This is a genomic window from Streptomyces sp. NPDC054866, from assembly GCF_053610745.1.
Genome location: NZ_JBSGZA010000001.1, coordinates 1,522,199 through 1,538,446 on the forward strand (window position 1 = coordinate 1,522,199; position 16,248 = coordinate 1,538,446).

The 16,248-nt window shown below is 69.9% G+C and carries 15 protein-coding genes; 12 read left to right on the forward strand and 3 right to left on the reverse strand.

Features of this window, described 5'->3' with window-relative positions; genetic code table 11:
• Positions 1-17: 17 nt before the first annotated feature.
• Genes ACWGI2_RS06455 through ACWGI2_RS06465 form a run of 3 tightly spaced genes read left to right on the forward strand, consistent with a single transcriptional unit; the run spans position 18 to position 3,729 of the window.
• Positions 18-830, forward strand: a complete 813-nt coding sequence (locus tag ACWGI2_RS06455) for an SAM-dependent methyltransferase (RefSeq protein WP_453395966.1) — start codon at positions 18-20, stop codon at positions 828-830.
• Positions 827-2,962 carry a putative bifunctional diguanylate cyclase/phosphodiesterase gene (locus ACWGI2_RS06460; protein WP_453694328.1) on the forward strand — a complete coding sequence of 712 codons (2,136 nt, stop codon included), beginning with the start codon at positions 827-829 and terminating at the stop codon, positions 2,960-2,962. The genes ACWGI2_RS06455 and ACWGI2_RS06460 overlap by 4 nt, the downstream gene beginning before the upstream one ends.
• 11 nt (positions 2,963-2,973) lie before the next feature.
• Complete coding sequence (locus ACWGI2_RS06465) at positions 2,974-3,729, forward strand: VOC family protein (protein ID WP_453694329.1); 756 nt, start codon at positions 2,974-2,976, stop codon at positions 3,727-3,729.
• A gap of 48 nt (positions 3,730-3,777) precedes the next feature.
• Here the strand turns inward: ACWGI2_RS06465 and ACWGI2_RS06470 are convergent, their stop codons facing one another.
• Complete coding sequence (locus ACWGI2_RS06470) at positions 3,778-4,668, reverse strand: LysR family transcriptional regulator (protein WP_453694330.1); 891 nt, start codon at positions 4,666-4,668, stop codon at positions 3,778-3,780.
• Between the two features lie 132 nt (positions 4,669-4,800).
• On the opposite strand from ACWGI2_RS06470, the gene ACWGI2_RS06475 reads away from it, so the two are divergent.
• The 4 genes from ACWGI2_RS06475 (at position 4,801) to ACWGI2_RS06490 (ending at position 9,794) form a co-directional block, all read left to right on the forward strand.
• Positions 4,801-5,472, forward strand: coding sequence for a succinate dehydrogenase (locus ACWGI2_RS06475; protein ID WP_453694675.1), 672 nt, complete (start codon positions 4,801-4,803; stop codon positions 5,470-5,472).
• Positions 5,473-5,475: 3 nt separating this feature from the next.
• Positions 5,476-7,461 carry a fumarate reductase/succinate dehydrogenase flavoprotein subunit gene (locus ACWGI2_RS06480; RefSeq protein WP_453694331.1) on the forward strand — a complete coding sequence of 662 codons (1,986 nt, stop codon included), beginning with the start codon at positions 5,476-5,478 and terminating at the stop codon, positions 7,459-7,461.
• Positions 7,458-8,204 carry a succinate dehydrogenase/fumarate reductase iron-sulfur subunit gene (locus ACWGI2_RS06485; protein WP_160509097.1) on the forward strand — a complete coding sequence of 249 codons (747 nt, stop codon included), beginning with the start codon at positions 7,458-7,460 and terminating at the stop codon, positions 8,202-8,204. Before ACWGI2_RS06480 ends, ACWGI2_RS06485 begins: the two co-directional genes overlap by 4 nt.
• Before the next feature lie 78 nt (positions 8,205-8,282).
• A complete protein-coding gene (locus tag ACWGI2_RS06490; RefSeq protein WP_453694332.1) occupies positions 8,283-9,794 on the forward strand; it encodes an acyl-CoA synthetase in 1,512 nt (503 codons plus the stop codon).
• 10 nt (positions 9,795-9,804) lie between these two features.
• Here ACWGI2_RS06490 and ACWGI2_RS06495 read toward each other — a convergent pair whose 3' ends face one another.
• The gene (locus ACWGI2_RS06495; RefSeq protein WP_453694333.1) at positions 9,805-10,704 is read right to left on the reverse strand and encodes a LysR substrate-binding domain-containing protein; all 900 of its coding nucleotides are present in this window, start codon (positions 10,702-10,704) and stop codon (positions 9,805-9,807) included.
• A gap of 142 nt (positions 10,705-10,846) precedes the next feature.
• Between ACWGI2_RS06495 and ACWGI2_RS06500 the strand changes: the two genes are divergently transcribed.
• A complete protein-coding gene (locus ACWGI2_RS06500; protein ID WP_453694334.1) occupies positions 10,847-11,857 on the forward strand; it encodes an aldo/keto reductase in 1,011 nt (336 codons plus the stop codon).
• Between the two features lie 49 nt (positions 11,858-11,906).
• The gene (locus ACWGI2_RS06505; protein ID WP_453694335.1) at positions 11,907-12,323 is read left to right on the forward strand and encodes an SRPBCC family protein; all 417 of its coding nucleotides are present in this window, start codon (positions 11,907-11,909) and stop codon (positions 12,321-12,323) included.
• Positions 12,324-12,381: 58 nt separating this feature from the next.
• Here the strand turns inward: ACWGI2_RS06505 and ACWGI2_RS06510 are convergent, their stop codons facing one another.
• Positions 12,382-12,813, reverse strand: a complete 432-nt coding sequence (locus ACWGI2_RS06510; protein ID WP_453694336.1) for a Rid family hydrolase — start codon at positions 12,811-12,813, stop codon at positions 12,382-12,384.
• Between the two features lie 113 nt (positions 12,814-12,926).
• Here ACWGI2_RS06510 and ACWGI2_RS06515 point away from each other — a divergent pair, with 113 nt between their 5' ends.
• From ACWGI2_RS06515 to ACWGI2_RS06525, 3 genes are all read left to right on the forward strand, one after another.
• Positions 12,927-13,841, forward strand: coding sequence for a GlxA family transcriptional regulator (locus ACWGI2_RS06515; RefSeq protein ID WP_453694337.1), 915 nt, complete (start codon positions 12,927-12,929; stop codon positions 13,839-13,841).
• A gap of 77 nt (positions 13,842-13,918) precedes the next feature.
• Positions 13,919-14,713 (forward strand): SDR family NAD(P)-dependent oxidoreductase, encoded by a 795-nt coding sequence (locus tag ACWGI2_RS06520; protein WP_453395977.1) that lies wholly within the window; start codon positions 13,919-13,921, stop codon positions 14,711-14,713.
• 32 nt (positions 14,714-14,745) lie between these two features.
• Positions 14,746-16,248, forward strand: a complete 1,503-nt coding sequence (locus ACWGI2_RS06525; RefSeq protein WP_453694338.1) for an FGGY-family carbohydrate kinase — start codon at positions 14,746-14,748, stop codon at positions 16,246-16,248.

A 16,248-nucleotide genomic window follows, 5' to 3' on the forward strand; every position in this document is an offset into this window, starting at 1 on the left:
TACGACTTGGAGTCCTGATGGAGCGTCCCGCCTGGGCCCCGCAGGGCATCGACATCACGATGCCCAGCGTGTCCCGCATCTACGACTACTACCTGGGCGGTTCGCACAACTTCGAGGTCGACCGGGACGCAGCCCGCCGGGCCATGGAGTTCATGCCGGGGCTGCCCAAGATCATGCAGGCGAATCGTGCCTTCATGCGCCGGGCGGTGCGCTTCGCCGTGGAGGAGGGCATCACCCAGTTCCTCGACATCGGTTCGGGCATCCCCACCTTCGGCAACGTCCACGAGGTCGCGCGGCTGGCGGATCCCGAGAGCCGCGTGGTGTACGTCGACCACGACCCTGTGGCCGTCGCGCACAGCCGGGCCGTGCTCGACGGTGACGAGAAGGCGGCCGTCGTCGCCGCGGACCTGCGCAAACCCCAGGAAATTCTGGGCAGTTCGGAGGTCGAGGCCCTGCTCGACCTGGACCGCCCGGTGGCCCTTCTTCTCGTCGCCGTCCTGCATTTCGTGGAGGACGCGTACGATCCCTGTACAGCGGTCGCCGAACTGCGGGACGCTCTCGCGCCCGGCAGCGTGATCGCCCTCACGCACGCCTCGTACGAAGGGATGCCGATCCCCGCCGAGCAGGCCGGTCAGGCCGTCGGCGTCTACAAGGACATCCGCAATCCACTGATCATGCGCTCGCGCGAAGAGATCGCGCGGTTCTTCGAGGGATACGACATGGTGGAACCCGGCCTCGTGCCGATGCCGCGTTGGCGGCCCGACACCGCGCCCGAGGAGGAGGACCCGTATGCCTTCTCCGGGTTCGCCGGCGTGGGGCGCAGGGCATGAGCGGGGAACCGGACGGCCCCGAGGACAGAGTGCGCAGGTTCGCCACCATCTGGAGCCGCGCCATCTTCCCGGTGACGGCGACCTCGCTGACCCGTCCCGAGTTCGAGCAGCAACTGGTGCCTCTGGCCCGGAGGTTGCGTGCCGCGCTGCATGAGCGGATCTTCGAATCGGCCGAGGGCCAGGCGATCGGCGCGGCGCTCGTCGGCACGCACTGCACCGATCCCGAGGCGCTGAGCCGCACGCTCGACTGCGTGGACGCCTATCTCGTCCTGTACTGCGGCGACGGCGGGCCCCAGGAGGAGCTGCGGGCCCGTTCCGCGCGCCTCCAGCACGCCGTGGCCGCCGGCTTCGCGGCAGCGCTTCGCGAGCGGACCCTCGCCGAGCAGGAGGCGATATCCCGCGCCGCCCTGGACGCCCGCAGCGCCGTGGCCGAAGCCCTGCACGCGAGCGAGGCACGCTTCCGTGCCGTCTTCCACGGCGCGGCGATCGGCATCGGCATAGCCGACCTCACGGGCACGGTCCTCGAGGTGAACGACGCGCTGATCCGCATGTTCGGCGGCCTGGAGAACCAGGTGCGCGGACGCAACGTCTCGGAGTGGACCCACCCCGACGACTCGCCCCACGTATGGAAGCTCTACGACGAGCTGGTGCGCGGCGAGCGCGAGCACTACCGCGTGGAGAAGGCCTTCTACCGGCCCGACGGCACCGTCCTGTGGACCAATCTGACGGTCTCGCTGCTGCGTGACGCGGACGGAGTCCCGCAATACCAGCTGGCGTTGATGGAGGACACCACCGAGCGCCGGCTGCTCAATCTCCGCCTTCGCTACGAGGCCACGCACGACGCGCTCACCGGACTGCCGAACCGCACCCTGTTCTTCGAGCGCCTGGAGAAGGCCCTCGCGGCGGGCGACGGCGCACGGTTCGGGCTCTGCTACCTCGACCTCGACGGCTTCAAGACCGTCAACGACAGCCTCGGCCACGCGGCGGGCGACCGACTCCTCGTCGAGGTCGCCGACCGGCTCCAGTCCTGCGCCACCGCGCCCGGCGAGATGGTCGCGCGGCTCGGCGGCGACGAGTTCGTGGCGCTGACCACCGGCCGCGACACCGAGGCCGAGGTGGACGAACTCGCGGGCCGCATCATGCACGCGCTCTCCACGCCCATCCGCGTCGAGGGCCGCGAACTGACCGTGCGCGGCAGCATCGGCATCGTCGAGGGCCCGGCAGGGGAGCGCGACGCGGCGGAGGTGCTGCGCAGCGCGGACATCACGATGTACCGCGCGAAGTCCGCGGGCGGCAACCGCTTCGAGCTCGCCGACCCCGAGGCCGACGCCCGCGCCATCACCCGGCACGGCCTGACCACCGCGCTGCCCGCCGCCCTGGAGCGGGGCGAGTTCTTCATCGAGTACCAGCCCCTGGTGCACCTGGGTGACGGCAGCGTGCGCGGCGCGGAGGCGCTGGTGCGGTGGCTGCATCCGCAGCACGGCATCATCGGCCCGGACCGGTTCATCCCGCTCGCCGAGCACACCGGCCTGATCGTGCCGCTGGGCCGCTGGGTACTGGAGGAATCCGTCCGCCAGGCCCGCACCTGGGAGGCGCGGCACAAGGACGCGGGGCCGCTGCGTGTGAACGTCAACCTCTCGCCCATGCAGCTGAACCACCCCGGCCTGGTCTCGGACACCGTGGAGATCCTGGAGCGCGCCGGGCTCGAACCGGGCGCCCTGTGCCTGGAAGTGACCGAGTCCGCGCTGATCGGCGCCGACGACGACCTGCTCAAGCCGCTGCGGCGGCTCGCCGAGATGGGCGTGGACATCGCGCTCGACGATTTCGGCACGGGCTACTCGAACCTCGCCAATCTGCGCCGCCTCCCGGTGAGCATCCTCAAGCTCGACCGCTCCTTCACGCAGGGCATGCAGCACTTCCCTGCCGACCCGGTCGACCTGAAGATCGTCGAGGGGATCGTCGCGCTCGCCCACAGCCTGGACCTCGCGGTCACGGTGGAGGGCGTCGAGACGGGCGCCCAGGCGGATCAGCTGCGAGAGTTGGGCTGCGACACGGCGCAGGGCTGGTACTACGCACGGCCTGGCCCGCCGGACCAGCTGCACGAGCTGGCACTCGCCGACGCGACGACCTGAGGAGTACGAGGATGGCCTCCGGAGAGATCCAGTGGGTGTACGCCTTCGTGGACCGGCCCAAGGACCGGTTCGCGAAGGCCCATGACTTCTGGGCGGCGGTCACCGGGACACGACTCTCCGCGTTCCGCGGCGACGACGACCAGTTCGTGACCCTCCTTCCTGACGGGGCCGACGCCTTCCTGAAGGCACAGGCGGTCGAAGGACCCGGCGGCGCGCACCTCGACTTCGCCGTGGAGGACGTGGCGGCCAAGGCGAGCGAGGCACGCGCGCTCGGAGCCACCCCGGTCTTCGCGGAGGAGGGCCTGGAGGTCCTGCGCTCTCCCGGCGGCCAGCTGTTCTGCGTGGTGAAGTGGGAGGGCGAGCGGGCACGCCCAGAGCCGCTCGCCGCGCCGGACGGGACGACGAGCCGCCTGGACCAGGTGTGCCTGGATGTGCCGCCGGCGGTGTTCGAGGCGGAGAAGGCGTTCTGGCCCGCGTTCACGGGGTGGCCCGAGCGCCCGGGCTCGCGCCCGGAGTTCCACCTCGTCGAGCCGACCCCGAGGCTGCCGATCCGGATCCTGCTCCAGCGCCTGGACGCGGCCGGTCCGCCGGGAGCGCACCCGGACTTCTCCTGCTCCGACCCCGAAGCGGACCGCGTCCGGCACGAGGCTCTCGGCGCCGAGACCGTATGGCGGGGCCCGCACTGGATCGTGATGCGGGACCCGGCGGGCGGGACGTACTGCTTGACGATCAGGGATCCCCAGACGGGCGCCTTGACCGCCCCGTAAGAGGCGCGGGGAACTGCGCGGCCAGCCCCCACCGGGCCCGCAGGAAAATCACGGCTCTCCCAGCGGAGCGAGCAGCATCCGCTGAAGCTCCCGCGCAGCCCGTGGCGGCGCCACGTCACTGCGGTGCGCGAGCGCGATCGTGCGGTGCAGGGTGGGGCGGGCCAGAGGCGTCATCCGCAGGCCGCGCCCCGCCCGCTCGGCCACCATGCGCGGCACGACCGCCACCCCGAGCCCCGCCCGCACGAAGCCGAGCACCGCGTCCATCTCGCCGCCCTCGACCGCGAACTCCGGCTCGAATCCCTCGGCCCGGCAGGCCGCGACCGTCAGCTCCCGTAGGTCGTAGCCGTGCCGGAACATCACGAGACGCTCCCGCTCCAGATCCGCGACGCGCACCGACTTGCCGCCGAACTTGCGCGCGTCCGGCGACGACACCACGACCAGGTCCTCGCGGAGCAGCTCCACGGTGGTCAGGGCGGGGGACGGCGACGGCAGGGGGAGCACGACGATGGCCAAGTCCAAGGCGCCGCGCGCCAGTTCGCGTACGAGGTCGTGGGAGCCGCCCTCCTCCAGGAGGAGCTGGATGCCGGGGTGGCGGTCGTGGAAGGCGCGAAGCACCTCGGGTAGCAGGCCCGTGCAGACGCTGGGCGTCGCCCCCAGGCGGATCCGGCCGCGGCGCAGCTGGGCCAGCTCCTGGACCTCGATGCGCGCGGTGTCGGCGTCCGCGAGGATCCGGCGGGCCAGGGGAAGCAGCGCCTCGCCCGCATCGGTCAGCGCGATGTTCCCCCGGGCCCTGCTGAACAGCTCGGCGCCCAGCTCCTTCTCCAGGGCGCGGACCTGCTGGGAGAGCGAGGGCTGCGATACGTGCACCTGCTCGGCGGCCCGGGTGAAATGCCTGGTCTCGGCCACCGCGACGAAGTAGAGAAGCTGCTGGAACTGCATACACGGCAGGATACGGCCGATGATAGCCACTCGCTATCGAGATGAGCTGATCCATCTCTTGGACCGATCGGGACTTCCGGCCTTAGCGTCGGTCCCATGGCTCTGGCAACGCGGACGGACCGACGGCCGTCGATGACGCGCACGATCTGGGACTCGTCCGTCGGCAAGAAGACAGTGATGGCAGTGAGCGGCCTGATCATGCTGCTCTATCTGATCGCCCACATGATCGGGAACCTGAAGATCTTCTTCGGGCCGGGGGAGTTCAATCATTACGGCCGCTGGCTGCGCACGGTCGGCGAGCCCTTCATGCACTACGAGTGGACCCTCTGGCTGATCCGCGTCGTACTCGTCGTCGCCGTGGTCGCGCACGCCACCTCCGCCTACCAGCTGAGCCGCCGCGACATCAAGGCGCGCCCCACCAAGTACGTGAACAAGAAGGCGGGCACGAGCTTCGCCACGCGCACGATGCGCTGGGGCGGGATCATCCTCGGCCTGTTCATCGTCTGGCACGTGCTCGACCTGACGACCGGCACCGTGCATCCGGGCGGCTACGAGCACCTGCACCCGTACCAGAACGTCATCGACACCTTCTCCACCTGGTACGGCAACGTCATCTACATCGTCGCGATGCTCGCCCTCGGCTTCCACATCCGCCATGGGCTCTGGAGCGCCGCGCAGACCCTCGGCGCGGGCAGGGCGACCCGTGACCGCGCCCTCAAGATCATCGCCAATGGCCTCGCGCTGGTACTGACGGCGGGTTTCATCGCCGTCCCCGTGGCCGTCATGACCGGAGTGGTGAGCTAGCAGATGAATTCCTCTCGTGAGTACTCCCGTGGGACCTCCTCTCGTGAGTACGCCGATTACGTGACCGGGGAGCCGGTCGTCGACACCAAGGCCCCGGCCGGGCCCGTCGCCGAGCGCTGGGACACCCGCCGCTTCGAGGCCAAGCTGGTCAACCCCGCCAACCGCCGCAAGCACACCGTGATCGTCGTCGGCACCGGCCTCGCGGGCGGCTCGGCGGGCGCCACGCTCGCCGAACAGGGCTACCACGTCGTGCAGTTCTGCTACCAGGACTCACCGCGCCGCGCCCACTCGATCGCTGCGCAGGGCGGCATCAACGCCGCGAAGAACTACCGCAACGACGGCGACTCCGTCCACCGGCTCTTCTACGACACCGTCAAGGGCGGCGACTTCCGCGCCCGCGAGTCCAACGTCCACCGCCTCGCGCAGATCTCGGTGGAGATCATCGACCAGTGCGTCGCGCAGGGTGTTCCGTTCGCGCGTGAGTACGGCGGACTGCTCGACACCCGCTCCTTCGGCGGCGTACAGGTCTCCCGGACGTTCTACGCACGCGGCCAGACGGGGCAGCAGCTCCTGCTCGGCGCCTACCAGGCGCTCTCGCGGCAGATCGCCGCCGGGAACGTCGAGATGCATCCGCGCACCGAGATGCTCGACGTCATCGTCGTGGACGGGCGCGCCCGCGGCATCGTCGCCCGCGACCTGATCACGGGCAAGATCGAGACCTACTTCGCCGACGCGGTGGTCCTCGCGTCCGGCGGCTACGGCAACGTCTTCTACCTGTCGACGAACGCCATGAACTCCAACGCCACGGCCGTATGGCGTGCCCACCGGCGCGGCGCCTACTTCGCCAACCCCTGCTTCACGCAGATCCACCCGACGTGCATTCCGCGCACCGGCGACCACCAGTCGAAGCTGACGCTGATGAGTGAGTCGCTGCGCAACGACGGCCGGATCTGGGTCCCCAAGGCCCAGGGCGACGACCGCCCCGCGAACAAGATCCCCGAGGATGAGCGCGACTACTACCTGGAGCGCATCTACCCCTCCTTCGGCAACCTCGTGCCCCGCGACATCGCCTCGCGCGCCGCGAAGAACGTGTGCGACGAGGGTCGCGGGGTCGGCCCCGGCGGGCAGGGCGTCTACCTCGACTTCGCCGACGCCATCAAGCGCATGGGCCGCAAGGCGGTCGAGGCCAAGTACGGCAACCTCTTCGACATGTACGCGCGGATCACCGACGAGGACCCGTACAAGACGCCGATGCGCATTTACCCCGCCGTGCACTACACGATGGGCGGACTCTGGGTCGACTACGACCTCCAGACCACCGTTCCGGGCCTGTTCGCGATCGGTGAGGCCAACTTCTCCGACCACGGAGCGAACCGGCTCGGCGCTTCGGCCCTGATGCAGGGCCTCGCCGACGGCTACTTCGTGCTGCCGTCCACGATCAACGACTACCTCGCCCGCAATCCGCACCACGACGAGATCTCCGACGAACACCCCGTCGTACGCGAGGTGTTGGACGAGACGACGGACCGCATCACCCGGCTCCTCGCCGTTGACGGCGACCGCACCCCCGACTCCTTCCACCGCGAACTCGGCGAGCTGATGTGGGAGTTCTGCGGCATGGCCCGTACGGAGACGGGTCTGCGCAAGGCGCTTGAGCGCATTCCGCAGATTCGCGAGGAGTTCTGGCGCCGGATCAAGGTGCCTGGCACCGGCGAGGAGTTCAACCAGTCCCTGGAGAAGGCGAACCGCATCGTCGACTACCTGGAACTCGCCGAGCTGATGTGCCTCGACGCCCTGCACCGCGCCGAATCCTGCGGCGGCCACTTCCGCGAGGAGTCGCAGACGCCGGACGGCGAAGCGGCGCGCGTGGACGAGGAGTTCTCGTACGCCGCCGCCTGGGAGTTCACGGCCACGGGTGAGGCTCCCACCCTCCACAAGGAAGACCTCGTCTTCGAGTACGTCCACCCCACTCAGCGGAGCTACGCATGAAGCTCACCCTGCGCGTCTGGCGCCAGCAGAACGCCGATGCCGAAGGCGCCATGTCCACCTACGAGGTGGACGGCATCTCGTCCGACATGTCCTTCCTGGAGATGCTGGACACCCTCAACGAAGAGCTCATCGTCAAGGGCGACGACCCCGTCGCCTTCGACCACGACTGCCGCGAGGGCATCTGCGGCGCGTGCTCGCTCGTCATCAACGGCGACGCGCACGGGCCCGAGCGCACCACCACCTGTCAGCTGCACATGCGGTCCTTCAAGGACGGCGACACGATCGACATCGAGCCGTGGCGCGCCGCCGCCTTCCCGGTCGTCAAGGACCTGGTCGTGGACCGCTCGTCCTTCGACCGGATCATCCAGTCCGGCGGCTACATCAGCGCTCCGACCGGAGCCGCCCCCGAGGCACACGCGGCGCCCGTGCCGAAGCCGGACGCGGACTTCGCGTTCGAGCACGCGGAGTGCATCGGCTGCGGCGCGTGCGTCGCCGCCTGCCCCAACGGCTCGGCGATGCTGTTCACTTCGGCCAAGGTCAACCACCTGGGTGTCCTGCCGCAGGGCGCGCCCGAGCGTGAGACGCGTGTCCTGGACATGGTGGCGCAGATGGACGAGGAAGGCTTCGGTGGCTGCACGCTTACTGGCGCCTGCGCCTCTGCCTGTCCCAAGGGGATCCCGTTGCCTTCCATCTCCGCGATGAACAAGGAGTGGTTGCGGGCGACGAGGAAGGTGAGTCGCTAGGGGCGGTCAGGGATCTGCGGGTCGTTCGTGGCTGAGCGCGCAGTTCCCCGCGCCCCTTCGGGGGCGTACCTTCGCGACATGCATCCGGGAGCGTACGACCCCGCCAGGACGGCCGTCGTCACCGCCGACGGCACACGGACCCTCACCTACGGACAGCTCGAAGAACGCTCCCTGCGGCTCGCGGATCATCTGCGGGCCGCAGGCTTGCGTCAGGGTGACCACTTCGCCCTCCTCTGCGACAACGACCCGCGCGCTCTGGAGGTCTACTGGGCGGCGCTGCGCTCGGGCCTCTATCTCACCGCCGTCAATCACCACCTCACGACGGACGAGGCCGCGTACATCGTCCGTGACTGCGGGGCGAAGGTGCTCATCGTCTCGGGCTCACTCGCCGAATTCGGCGCGGCGGTAACGGAGTTGGCGGGCGGCCCGCCGATCCAGCTCGGCCTCGACGACGGAACGTACGAGAAGGCCCTGGAGTCCGCGTCCGCCGAACCGCCCGCCCATCAGCCGCGCGGCACTGACATGCTCTACTCCTCCGGCACCACGGGCCGTCCCAAGGGCATCAAGCCCGCGCTGCCCGAGGGTGACGTGCGCGAGGAGCCGAGCACCTACGTGCTGATCTTCCAGGCCATGTACGGCTTCGGCGAGGACACCGTCTACCTCTCGCCCGCCCCGATCTACCACGCGGCTCCACTGCGCTTCTGCGGAGTCGTCACGGCGCTCGGCGGGACGGTCGTCCTCATGGACGCCTTCGACGCGGAAGGCGCCCTGGCCGCTGTCGAACGCCACCGGGTGACGCACAGTCAGTGGGTGCCGACCATGTTCGTACGGATGCTGAAGCTGCCCACTGAGGTGCGCGAGCGTTACGACCTGTCGTCGATGAAGACCGCCATCCACGCCGCCGCGCCCTGCGCCGTCGAGGTGAAGCGGCGGATGCTGGAGTGGTGGGGTCCGATCCTGTACGAGTACTACTCGTCGACGGAGGGCAACGGCATCACGTTCATCTCGCCCGAGGAATGGCTGCGCAAGCCCGGGTCGGTCGGCAAGGACGGACTCCTCGGGGAGCTGCGGATCTGTGACGAGGCGGGCGAGCTGCTGCCGAGCGGCGAGACCGGCATCGTCTACTTCGAGCGCGACGAACTGCCCTTCCGCTACCACGGCGACGAGGACCGCACCCGCGAGGCCCAGCACCCGGCGCATCCGAACTGGACCACCACGGGGGACATCGGGCACGTCGACGACGACGGCTATCTCTTCCTCACCGACCGCAAGGCATTCATGATCATCTCGGGTGGCGTGAACGTCTATCCGCAGGAAGCCGAGGACTGTCTCGTACTGCATCCGGCGGTCGCGGACGTCGCGGTGATCGGGGTGCCTGACCCGGAGATGGGGGAGGCCGTCAAGGCGGTGGTGCGCCCGGCCGAAGGAGTGACCGCGGGGCCCGAACTGGAGCGTGAACTGGTCGAGTTCGTGCGGGAGCGCATCGCCCACTACAAGGCGCCGCGTACCGTGGACTTCACGGACTCGCTGCCCCGCACGCCCACCGGGAAGCTGGCCAAGTCCTCGCTGCGCAGGTCGTACTGGCCGTGAACAGGCCGGGTCAGCCGACGGTGGCGCTCGCCAGGACCGTCTCGCGGAAGGACGCCACCACCGGCCGCAGATCGACGGCGTGCCAGGCCGCCCACAGGTGAACGGACGCCTTGTGCCAGGGCAGTTCACGTACGGCGACGTCGTCCGTCGTGCCGCGCACCATGCTCTTCTGGATGAGCGCGAGGCCGAGTCCGGAGGCGACGAGGCCGAGCGCGGTGAGCGGCTCGGCGGCGTCCAGGCGGATGTCCGGGGTGAAGCCGGACGCCACGCACGAGGCGAGGAAGGCGTCACGCCAGGCAGGATCCTGGGAGTTCTCGACGGCGATCCACGCCTGCCCGTCCAGGTCGCCCGGCGTCAACTCCGCCTGCGCGGCCAGTGGATGAGCCGCGGGCATCGCGAGCAGCAGCGGGTCTTCGAGGAGGGGAGCCGCAAGCAGGTCCGGGTCGTCCCGCGCCGGCGGTTCCTGGACCAGGGCGATGTCGAGGCTGCGCTGCCGCAGGCCCTCGAACTGTTCCGCCGCGGAGAGGCTGTAGAGGGCGACGTGGATGCCGGGGCGTTCCTCGTGCAGGGTGCGCAGCGCGCCCGGCAGTACGCCGGTGTGCATGGCGTCGCCCACGTATCCGATGCAGAGCCCGCCCTCCTCGCCCCGGCCGAGCCGCCGGCCCAGATTCTCGAGCCGGTCCGCGTGCCGCAGCAGGGCGCGGGCCTCGCTGAGGAAGACCTTGCCGTCGGCGGTGAGGCGGATGCGCTGCTGGCTGCGCTCGAACATGACGAGGCCGAGCTGCTTCTCCAGCTGGGCGATCTGGCGGCTGAGCGGGGACTGGGAGATGTGCAGTGCTTCCGCCGCCCTGCCGACGTGTTCCGTCTCCGCGACGGCCACGAAATAGCGGAGTTGTCGCAGGTCAAGCATGTAAGACCTCGGAGGACTCAAGTGCGTCCAAGCGAGTCTTGGACAGTCTCAAGCATCGATCCTAACCTCGAACTCGCAAGGCCGACGGATCATCCGGTCACCATCGGAACCGCCGCAAATCCCCCCATCGCGAGGACTCCCCATGAGCATCACCTCCCTCCTCCCCGGAGCGCTCGGCTTCGGCACCGCCCCGCTCGGCAACATGTTCCGCGCCATCCCCGACGAGGAGGCCGCGGCCACCGTCGAGGCCGCCTGGGACCAGGGCATCCACTACTACGACACCGCCCCCTTCTACGGCGCGGGCCTCTCCGAGATCCGTCTCGGCGACGTCCTCGCGGGACGCCCCCGCGACGAGTACGTCCTGAGCACGAAGGTCGGCCGCGTCATCCTCGACGAGGTCGAGGACCCCGCCGCCCGTGACCTCGGCGAGAAGGGCGGCCTCTTCGAGCACGGCCGTCCGAACAAGATGGTCAACGACTACACGGCCGACGCCACCCTCCGCTCCATCGAGGACAGCCTGAAGCGACTGAGGACGGACCGGCTCGACATCGTGTGGGTGCACGACGTCGCGCAGGACTTCTACGGCGACGAATGGCTGGCCGCGTACGAGACGGCCCGCACGGGCGCCTTCCGCACCCTGGACCGGCTGCGTGACGAGGGCGTCATCAAGGCCTGGGGCCTTGGCGTCAACCGCGTGGAGCCGCTCGAACTCACCCTCGACCTGGACGAACCCAGGCCCGACGCCTTCCTCCTCGCGGGCCGCTACACCCTCCTCGACCACGACCGCGCCCTCCAGCGCCTGCTCCCTGCCGCGGAGGCCCAGGGCGTCGACATCGTCGTGGGCGGGCCCTACAGCTCCGGCATCCTGGCGGGCGGCCGGCACTTCGAGTACCAGAAGGCACCCGCGGAGATCATCGCCAAGGTCGAGCGCATCAAGGCGCTCGCCGAGCGGCATGGCGTCGGCATCAAGTCCGCCGCGCTGCAGTTCTCCCTCGCCCACCCGGCGACGGTCGCGGCGATCCCCGGCGCCACCAAGCCGAGCCGCATCGCCGAGGACGTCGCCGCGCTCGGCGAGAAGGTCCCTGCCGCGTTCTGGGCGGACCTGCGCGCGGAGAAGCTGATCGCCGCGGACGCTCCGGTGCCCACCGCCTGACCGCCAACTGCCCCCGCCCACACCCCCGTACCTCTCACAAGGAGACACCATGGCTTCCACCTCCGCGTCCATCGAGCTCCCCGTACCGGCCGACCGCGTCTGGCAGCTCATCGGCGGCTTCGACTCGTTGCCCGACTGGCTTCCGTACATCCCCTCCAGCGAATCCAGCGAGGGCGGCCGCGTGCGCAGCCTCAAGAGCGAGGACGGCGGCGTCATCGTCGAGCGCCTCCTGACCTTCGACGAGAAGGCGCGCACCTACAGCTACTCCATCCTGCGGGCCCCGTTCCCCGCCACCGACTACGTGGCCACCCTCACGGTGCACGAACTCCCCGGTCAGGACGCGTCCCGCGTCGAGTGGTCCGGCGTCTTCACACCGGTGGGCGCCGGCGAGGACGAGGTCGTCGCCCTCTTCCACGGCATCTTCAGCGACGGCCTCGCCGCCCTGAAGCAGACCCTCGCCGCTTGAGGACGCAAGGGCCCAAGGACCCCGGGGCTCTGCCACCCCGGGGCCGCGTGGCCGCCCGTCAGACCCGGGCGATGAACTTGACCTCGACGAGCAGTTCGGGGAAGGCGAGCCGGGAGGTGCCGATCATGGTGCTCGCCACCTGCGGATCGGGCCGACCGTAGGCTTCCTTGCGCACCGGCCCCGCCGCGGCGTCGGCCGCGTCCACGTCGAGTGCGTAGATGACCTCTTCGACGACGTCGTCCAGCGATGCGCCGAAACGACGAAGGAGTTCCGCCGCGTTGGCATAGCACTGGCGCAACTGCTCGCCCATGAGGGAGAAGTCTGTGACCCGTCCTGCATCATTGATCGGAGCGGGTGCCACGACTTCCGTCCCGGTGTGGGCCACTTGGCCGGACAGGTAGATGGTGTCGCCGCGTTTGACCGCCTGCACGTACCCGTAAGTCTCTTCCCACGGGACTCCGAAACGTTCGACTTGCTGTGCGCTGTTCATGGTGTTGACGGTATGGGGCCTGTTCAGGGGCGGGCCAGGCTCGGCTGTGCCACTTACGGCAAGGATCGTGCCAGGGGCGGGCACCGGGTGAGCGAAGGTATGAGGGGGCGCAAGTGCGATCCACAGAGGGCGAGACGGTTGTCGCGGTCCTGGCGATGCCGCGTTTCTACGCGCTGGACGTCAGCATCCCCGAGCATGTCTTCGGACGGCATCTGGGATATCGCGTCTTGATATGTGGGGATGCGAGCGACGGATCGTCGTCGCTCGCCGCCGTGGAGCACGCCGATGTCGTCGTGGTCCCGGGCTACGAGGATCCGCACCTCCCGATCCCGGAGGACTACCTCAAAGCGCTGCGGAGCGCGGTCGACCGGGGCGCGCGCGTCGTGGCCGTCTGCACAGGTGTGTTCGCGCTCGCGGCCGGCGGCATCCTGGACGGCAGGTCGGCCACGACGCACTGGCGCCATACCGATGAACTCCGCCTGGCCCATCCTCGCGTCGACGTCGTCGAGAATCGGCTGTTCGTCGAGGACGGGCCCATCCTGACGTCGGCGGGTGGGGGCGCGGCGATCGACGCCTGTCTCCATGTCGTCCAGAGCGATTTCGGCGTCGCGGTCGCGGATGGCGTGGCGAAGGAAGTCGTCTTCTCTTCCGTCCGTGGCGCGAACGCGCCCCAGTACACAGAGGTGCCCGCACCTCCTCGCGACAGCCTGCGGGCGACACGGGAATGGGTGATGGAGAACATCGGCTCGTCGATCACCGTGCAGATGCTGGCCGATCACAGCCTCCTGTCGCGCAGAACCCTGATCCGGCGTTTCGCGCGTGAGACGGGAATGCCGCCGATGCAATGGGTCACCCTGCAGAGGATTCTCGGCGCGCGCCGGCTCCTTGAGACCTCCGACTGGTCCGTCGAGAAAATCGCCGGAGCGACGGGTTTCGGCTCGGCCGCGAACTTCCGGACCATCTTCCGCAGAGAGGTGGGAGTGACCCCGACCGCCTACCGGAAGCTACATGGCCCAGCCGTGGGGTGATCTACTGAATCTTGGGGGACAAGGCCGGGCCACGCCCCGGGGCCCACCCAGTCGCACCGCAGCAGGAGGTACGCAGCATGCTCGTCGATCTCTCCGGCAAGACCGCCCTCGTCACCGGATCGACCCAGGGGATCGGGGCGGCCATCGCGGTCGGCCTGGCCAGGGCCGGAGCCCGGGTGGCCGTCAACGGACGGTCCGCCGCCTCCGTCGACAAGGCCGTCGAGCGGCTGAAGGAGGAGCACGGCGGTGCCGAATTCCTCCCGGCGCCCGGTGACATCTCCACCGACGAAGGCGCCGCCCAGGTCTTCGCGGCCGTTCCCCACGTGGACATCCTCATCAACAACCTGGGCATCTTCGGCGCGGAGCAGGCACTCGACATCAGCGACGACGAATGGCGCCGCTACTTCGAGGTGAACGTACTGACCGCCGTCCGCATGATCCGGCACTATCTGCCCGGGATGAAGGACCGCTCCTGGGGGCGGATCCAGAACATCGCCAGCGACTCGGCGCTCGTCATCCCCGCCGAGATGATCCACTACGGCACGTCGAAGACGGCGCTCCTCGCGGTCTCCCGGGGCTTCGCGAAGGAGGCCGCCGGGTCGGGCGTGACCGTCAACTCCGTGATCGCGGGCCCCACGCACACCGGCGGTGTGGAGGACTTCGTGTACGAGCTGGTCGACTCATCCCTGCCCTGGGACGAGGCGCAGCGGGAGTTCATGGTCAAGCACCGCCCGCAGTCCCTGATCCAGCGGCTCATCGAGCCGGAGGAGATCGCGCACATGGTGGTCTATCTCAGCTCCCCGCTGGCCTCCGCCACGACGGGCGGCGCGATCCGCGTCGACGGCGGCTACGTGGACGCGATCGTCCCCTAGCCATGACCTCCGCAGCCTCGAATTCCGCAGCCATGACCTCCGCCACCGCGCCCCGTACCGGTCTTCTGCTCGGCGTCGACATCGGGACCTCTTCCTCCAAGGGCGTCCTCGTCCGCCCCGACGGGACGCTCGTCGCCCAGGCGCAGCGCGAGCACGCCACGTCCACACCGCATCCCGGCTGGTTCGAGCATGACGCGGACGGCGTGTGGTGGAACGAATTCCGCGCGCTGACACGGGAGTTGCTGGCCGCGCTGCCCGCCGGTGAATCGCTCGCCGGGGTCGGCGTCAGCGGCATCGGCCCCTGTCTGCTCCCCGTCGACGAGAAGGGCACGCCGGTCCGGCCCGCCATCCTGTACGGCGTCGACACCCGGGCCGGCGCCGAGATCGCCGAGCAGAACGAGCGCTACGGGCCCGACGACATCATCCGCCGCTGCGGTTCGCCTCTGACCAGCCAGGCGATCGGCCCCAAGCTCGCCTGGCTGCGCCGCCACGAACCGGCGGCCTACCGCAGCACCCGCCGCTGGTACATGGCGAGTTCGTACCTCGTGCACCGCCTCACCGGCCGCTACGTCCTCGACCACCACTCCGCGAGCCAGTGCACACCGCTGTACGACCTGGCCGCCCGCGCCTGGATGGATGACCGCTGCGAGGAGATCGCCCCGGGCCTGAAGTGGCCCGAGCTGGTCTGGCCCTCCGACGTCGTCGGCGCCGTGACCCCGGAGGCCGAGGCCCTCACGGGCCTCCCCGCGGGCACTCCCGTCGTCTCCGGCACGGTCGACGCCTGGGCGGAGGCGGCCGGCGTCGGCGTCGCCGCCCCGGGTGACCTCATGCTCATGTACGGCACGACGATGTTCCTGGTCGGCATCCTGCCGGAGCCGCTGACCAGCCCGCATCTGTGGGGCACGGCGGGCGCGTTCCCTGGCACGTACTGCCTGGCGGCCGGGATGGCGACGTCGGGCGCGGTCACCGGGTGGCTGCGTGACCTCACCGGGACTTCGTACGAGCAACTGACGGCGGAAGCGGGTGAGTTGCCGCCCGGCGCCGAGGGGCTGCTGATGCTGCCGTACTTCGCGGGGGAGCGCACCCCGCTCTTCGACCCCGACGCGCGGGGCCTCGTCCACGGCCTGACGCTGCGGCACGGCCGCGGCCACCTCTACCGGGCGGCGCTCGAGGCCACCGCGTACGGCGTGCGGCACAATCTCGCCGCCATGGCCGATGCGGGCGCCACCGCCGAACGCCTGGTCGCGGTCGGCGGTGGCGCCCGTGCGCTGTGGACCCGGATCGTCTCCGACGTGACCGGACGCGAGCAGCACCTGCCGCGCCACACCATCGGCGCCGCGTACGGCGACGCGTTCCTGGCGGCGGTCGGTGCCGGGCTCGCCGAGCCCGGCGACATCGCGCACTGGAACCCGACGGTCGAGGTGGTCGCGCCGGACGCCACCACCTCGGCCGTCTACGACCGGCTCTACGGGCTCTATCTGGACCTGTATCCGGCGACCCGCGAGGCCGCGCACGTGCTGGCGCGCCTCAACTGA

What these genes read in the sequence shown, in the direction of transcription:
- ACWGI2_RS06475 (WP_453694675.1), top strand. Translation starts at nt 4,801, where the DNA reads ATGACGCGCACGATCTGGGACTCGTCCGTCGGCAAGAAGACAGTGATG.
- ACWGI2_RS06485 (WP_160509097.1), top strand. Translation starts at nt 7,458, where the DNA reads ATGAAGCTCACCCTGCGCGTCTGGCGCCAGCAGAACGCCGATGCCGAA.
- ACWGI2_RS06460 (WP_453694328.1), top strand. Translation starts at nt 827, where the DNA reads ATGAGCGGGGAACCGGACGGCCCCGAGGACAGAGTGCGCAGGTTCGCC.
- ACWGI2_RS06465 (WP_453694329.1), top strand. Translation starts at nt 2,974, where the DNA reads ATGGCCTCCGGAGAGATCCAGTGGGTGTACGCCTTCGTGGACCGGCCC.
- ACWGI2_RS06520 (WP_453395977.1), top strand. Translation starts at nt 13,919, where the DNA reads ATGCTCGTCGATCTCTCCGGCAAGACCGCCCTCGTCACCGGATCGACC.
- ACWGI2_RS06495 (WP_453694333.1), bottom strand. Translation starts at nt 10,704, where the DNA reads ATGCTTGACCTGCGACAACTCCGCTATTTCGTGGCCGTCGCGGAGACG.
- ACWGI2_RS06490 (WP_453694332.1), top strand. Translation starts at nt 8,283, where the DNA reads ATGCATCCGGGAGCGTACGACCCCGCCAGGACGGCCGTCGTCACCGCC.
- ACWGI2_RS06525 (WP_453694338.1), top strand. Translation starts at nt 14,746, where the DNA reads ATGACCTCCGCCACCGCGCCCCGTACCGGTCTTCTGCTCGGCGTCGAC.
- ACWGI2_RS06455 (WP_453395966.1), top strand. Translation starts at nt 18, where the DNA reads ATGGAGCGTCCCGCCTGGGCCCCGCAGGGCATCGACATCACGATGCCC.
- ACWGI2_RS06480 (WP_453694331.1), top strand. Translation starts at nt 5,476, where the DNA reads ATGAATTCCTCTCGTGAGTACTCCCGTGGGACCTCCTCTCGTGAGTAC.
- ACWGI2_RS06470 (WP_453694330.1), bottom strand. Translation starts at nt 4,668, where the DNA reads ATGCAGTTCCAGCAGCTTCTCTACTTCGTCGCGGTGGCCGAGACCAGG.
- ACWGI2_RS06510 (WP_453694336.1), bottom strand. Translation starts at nt 12,813, where the DNA reads ATGAACAGCGCACAGCAAGTCGAACGTTTCGGAGTCCCGTGGGAAGAG.
- ACWGI2_RS06505 (WP_453694335.1), top strand. Translation starts at nt 11,907, where the DNA reads ATGGCTTCCACCTCCGCGTCCATCGAGCTCCCCGTACCGGCCGACCGC.
- ACWGI2_RS06500 (WP_453694334.1), top strand. Translation starts at nt 10,847, where the DNA reads ATGAGCATCACCTCCCTCCTCCCCGGAGCGCTCGGCTTCGGCACCGCC.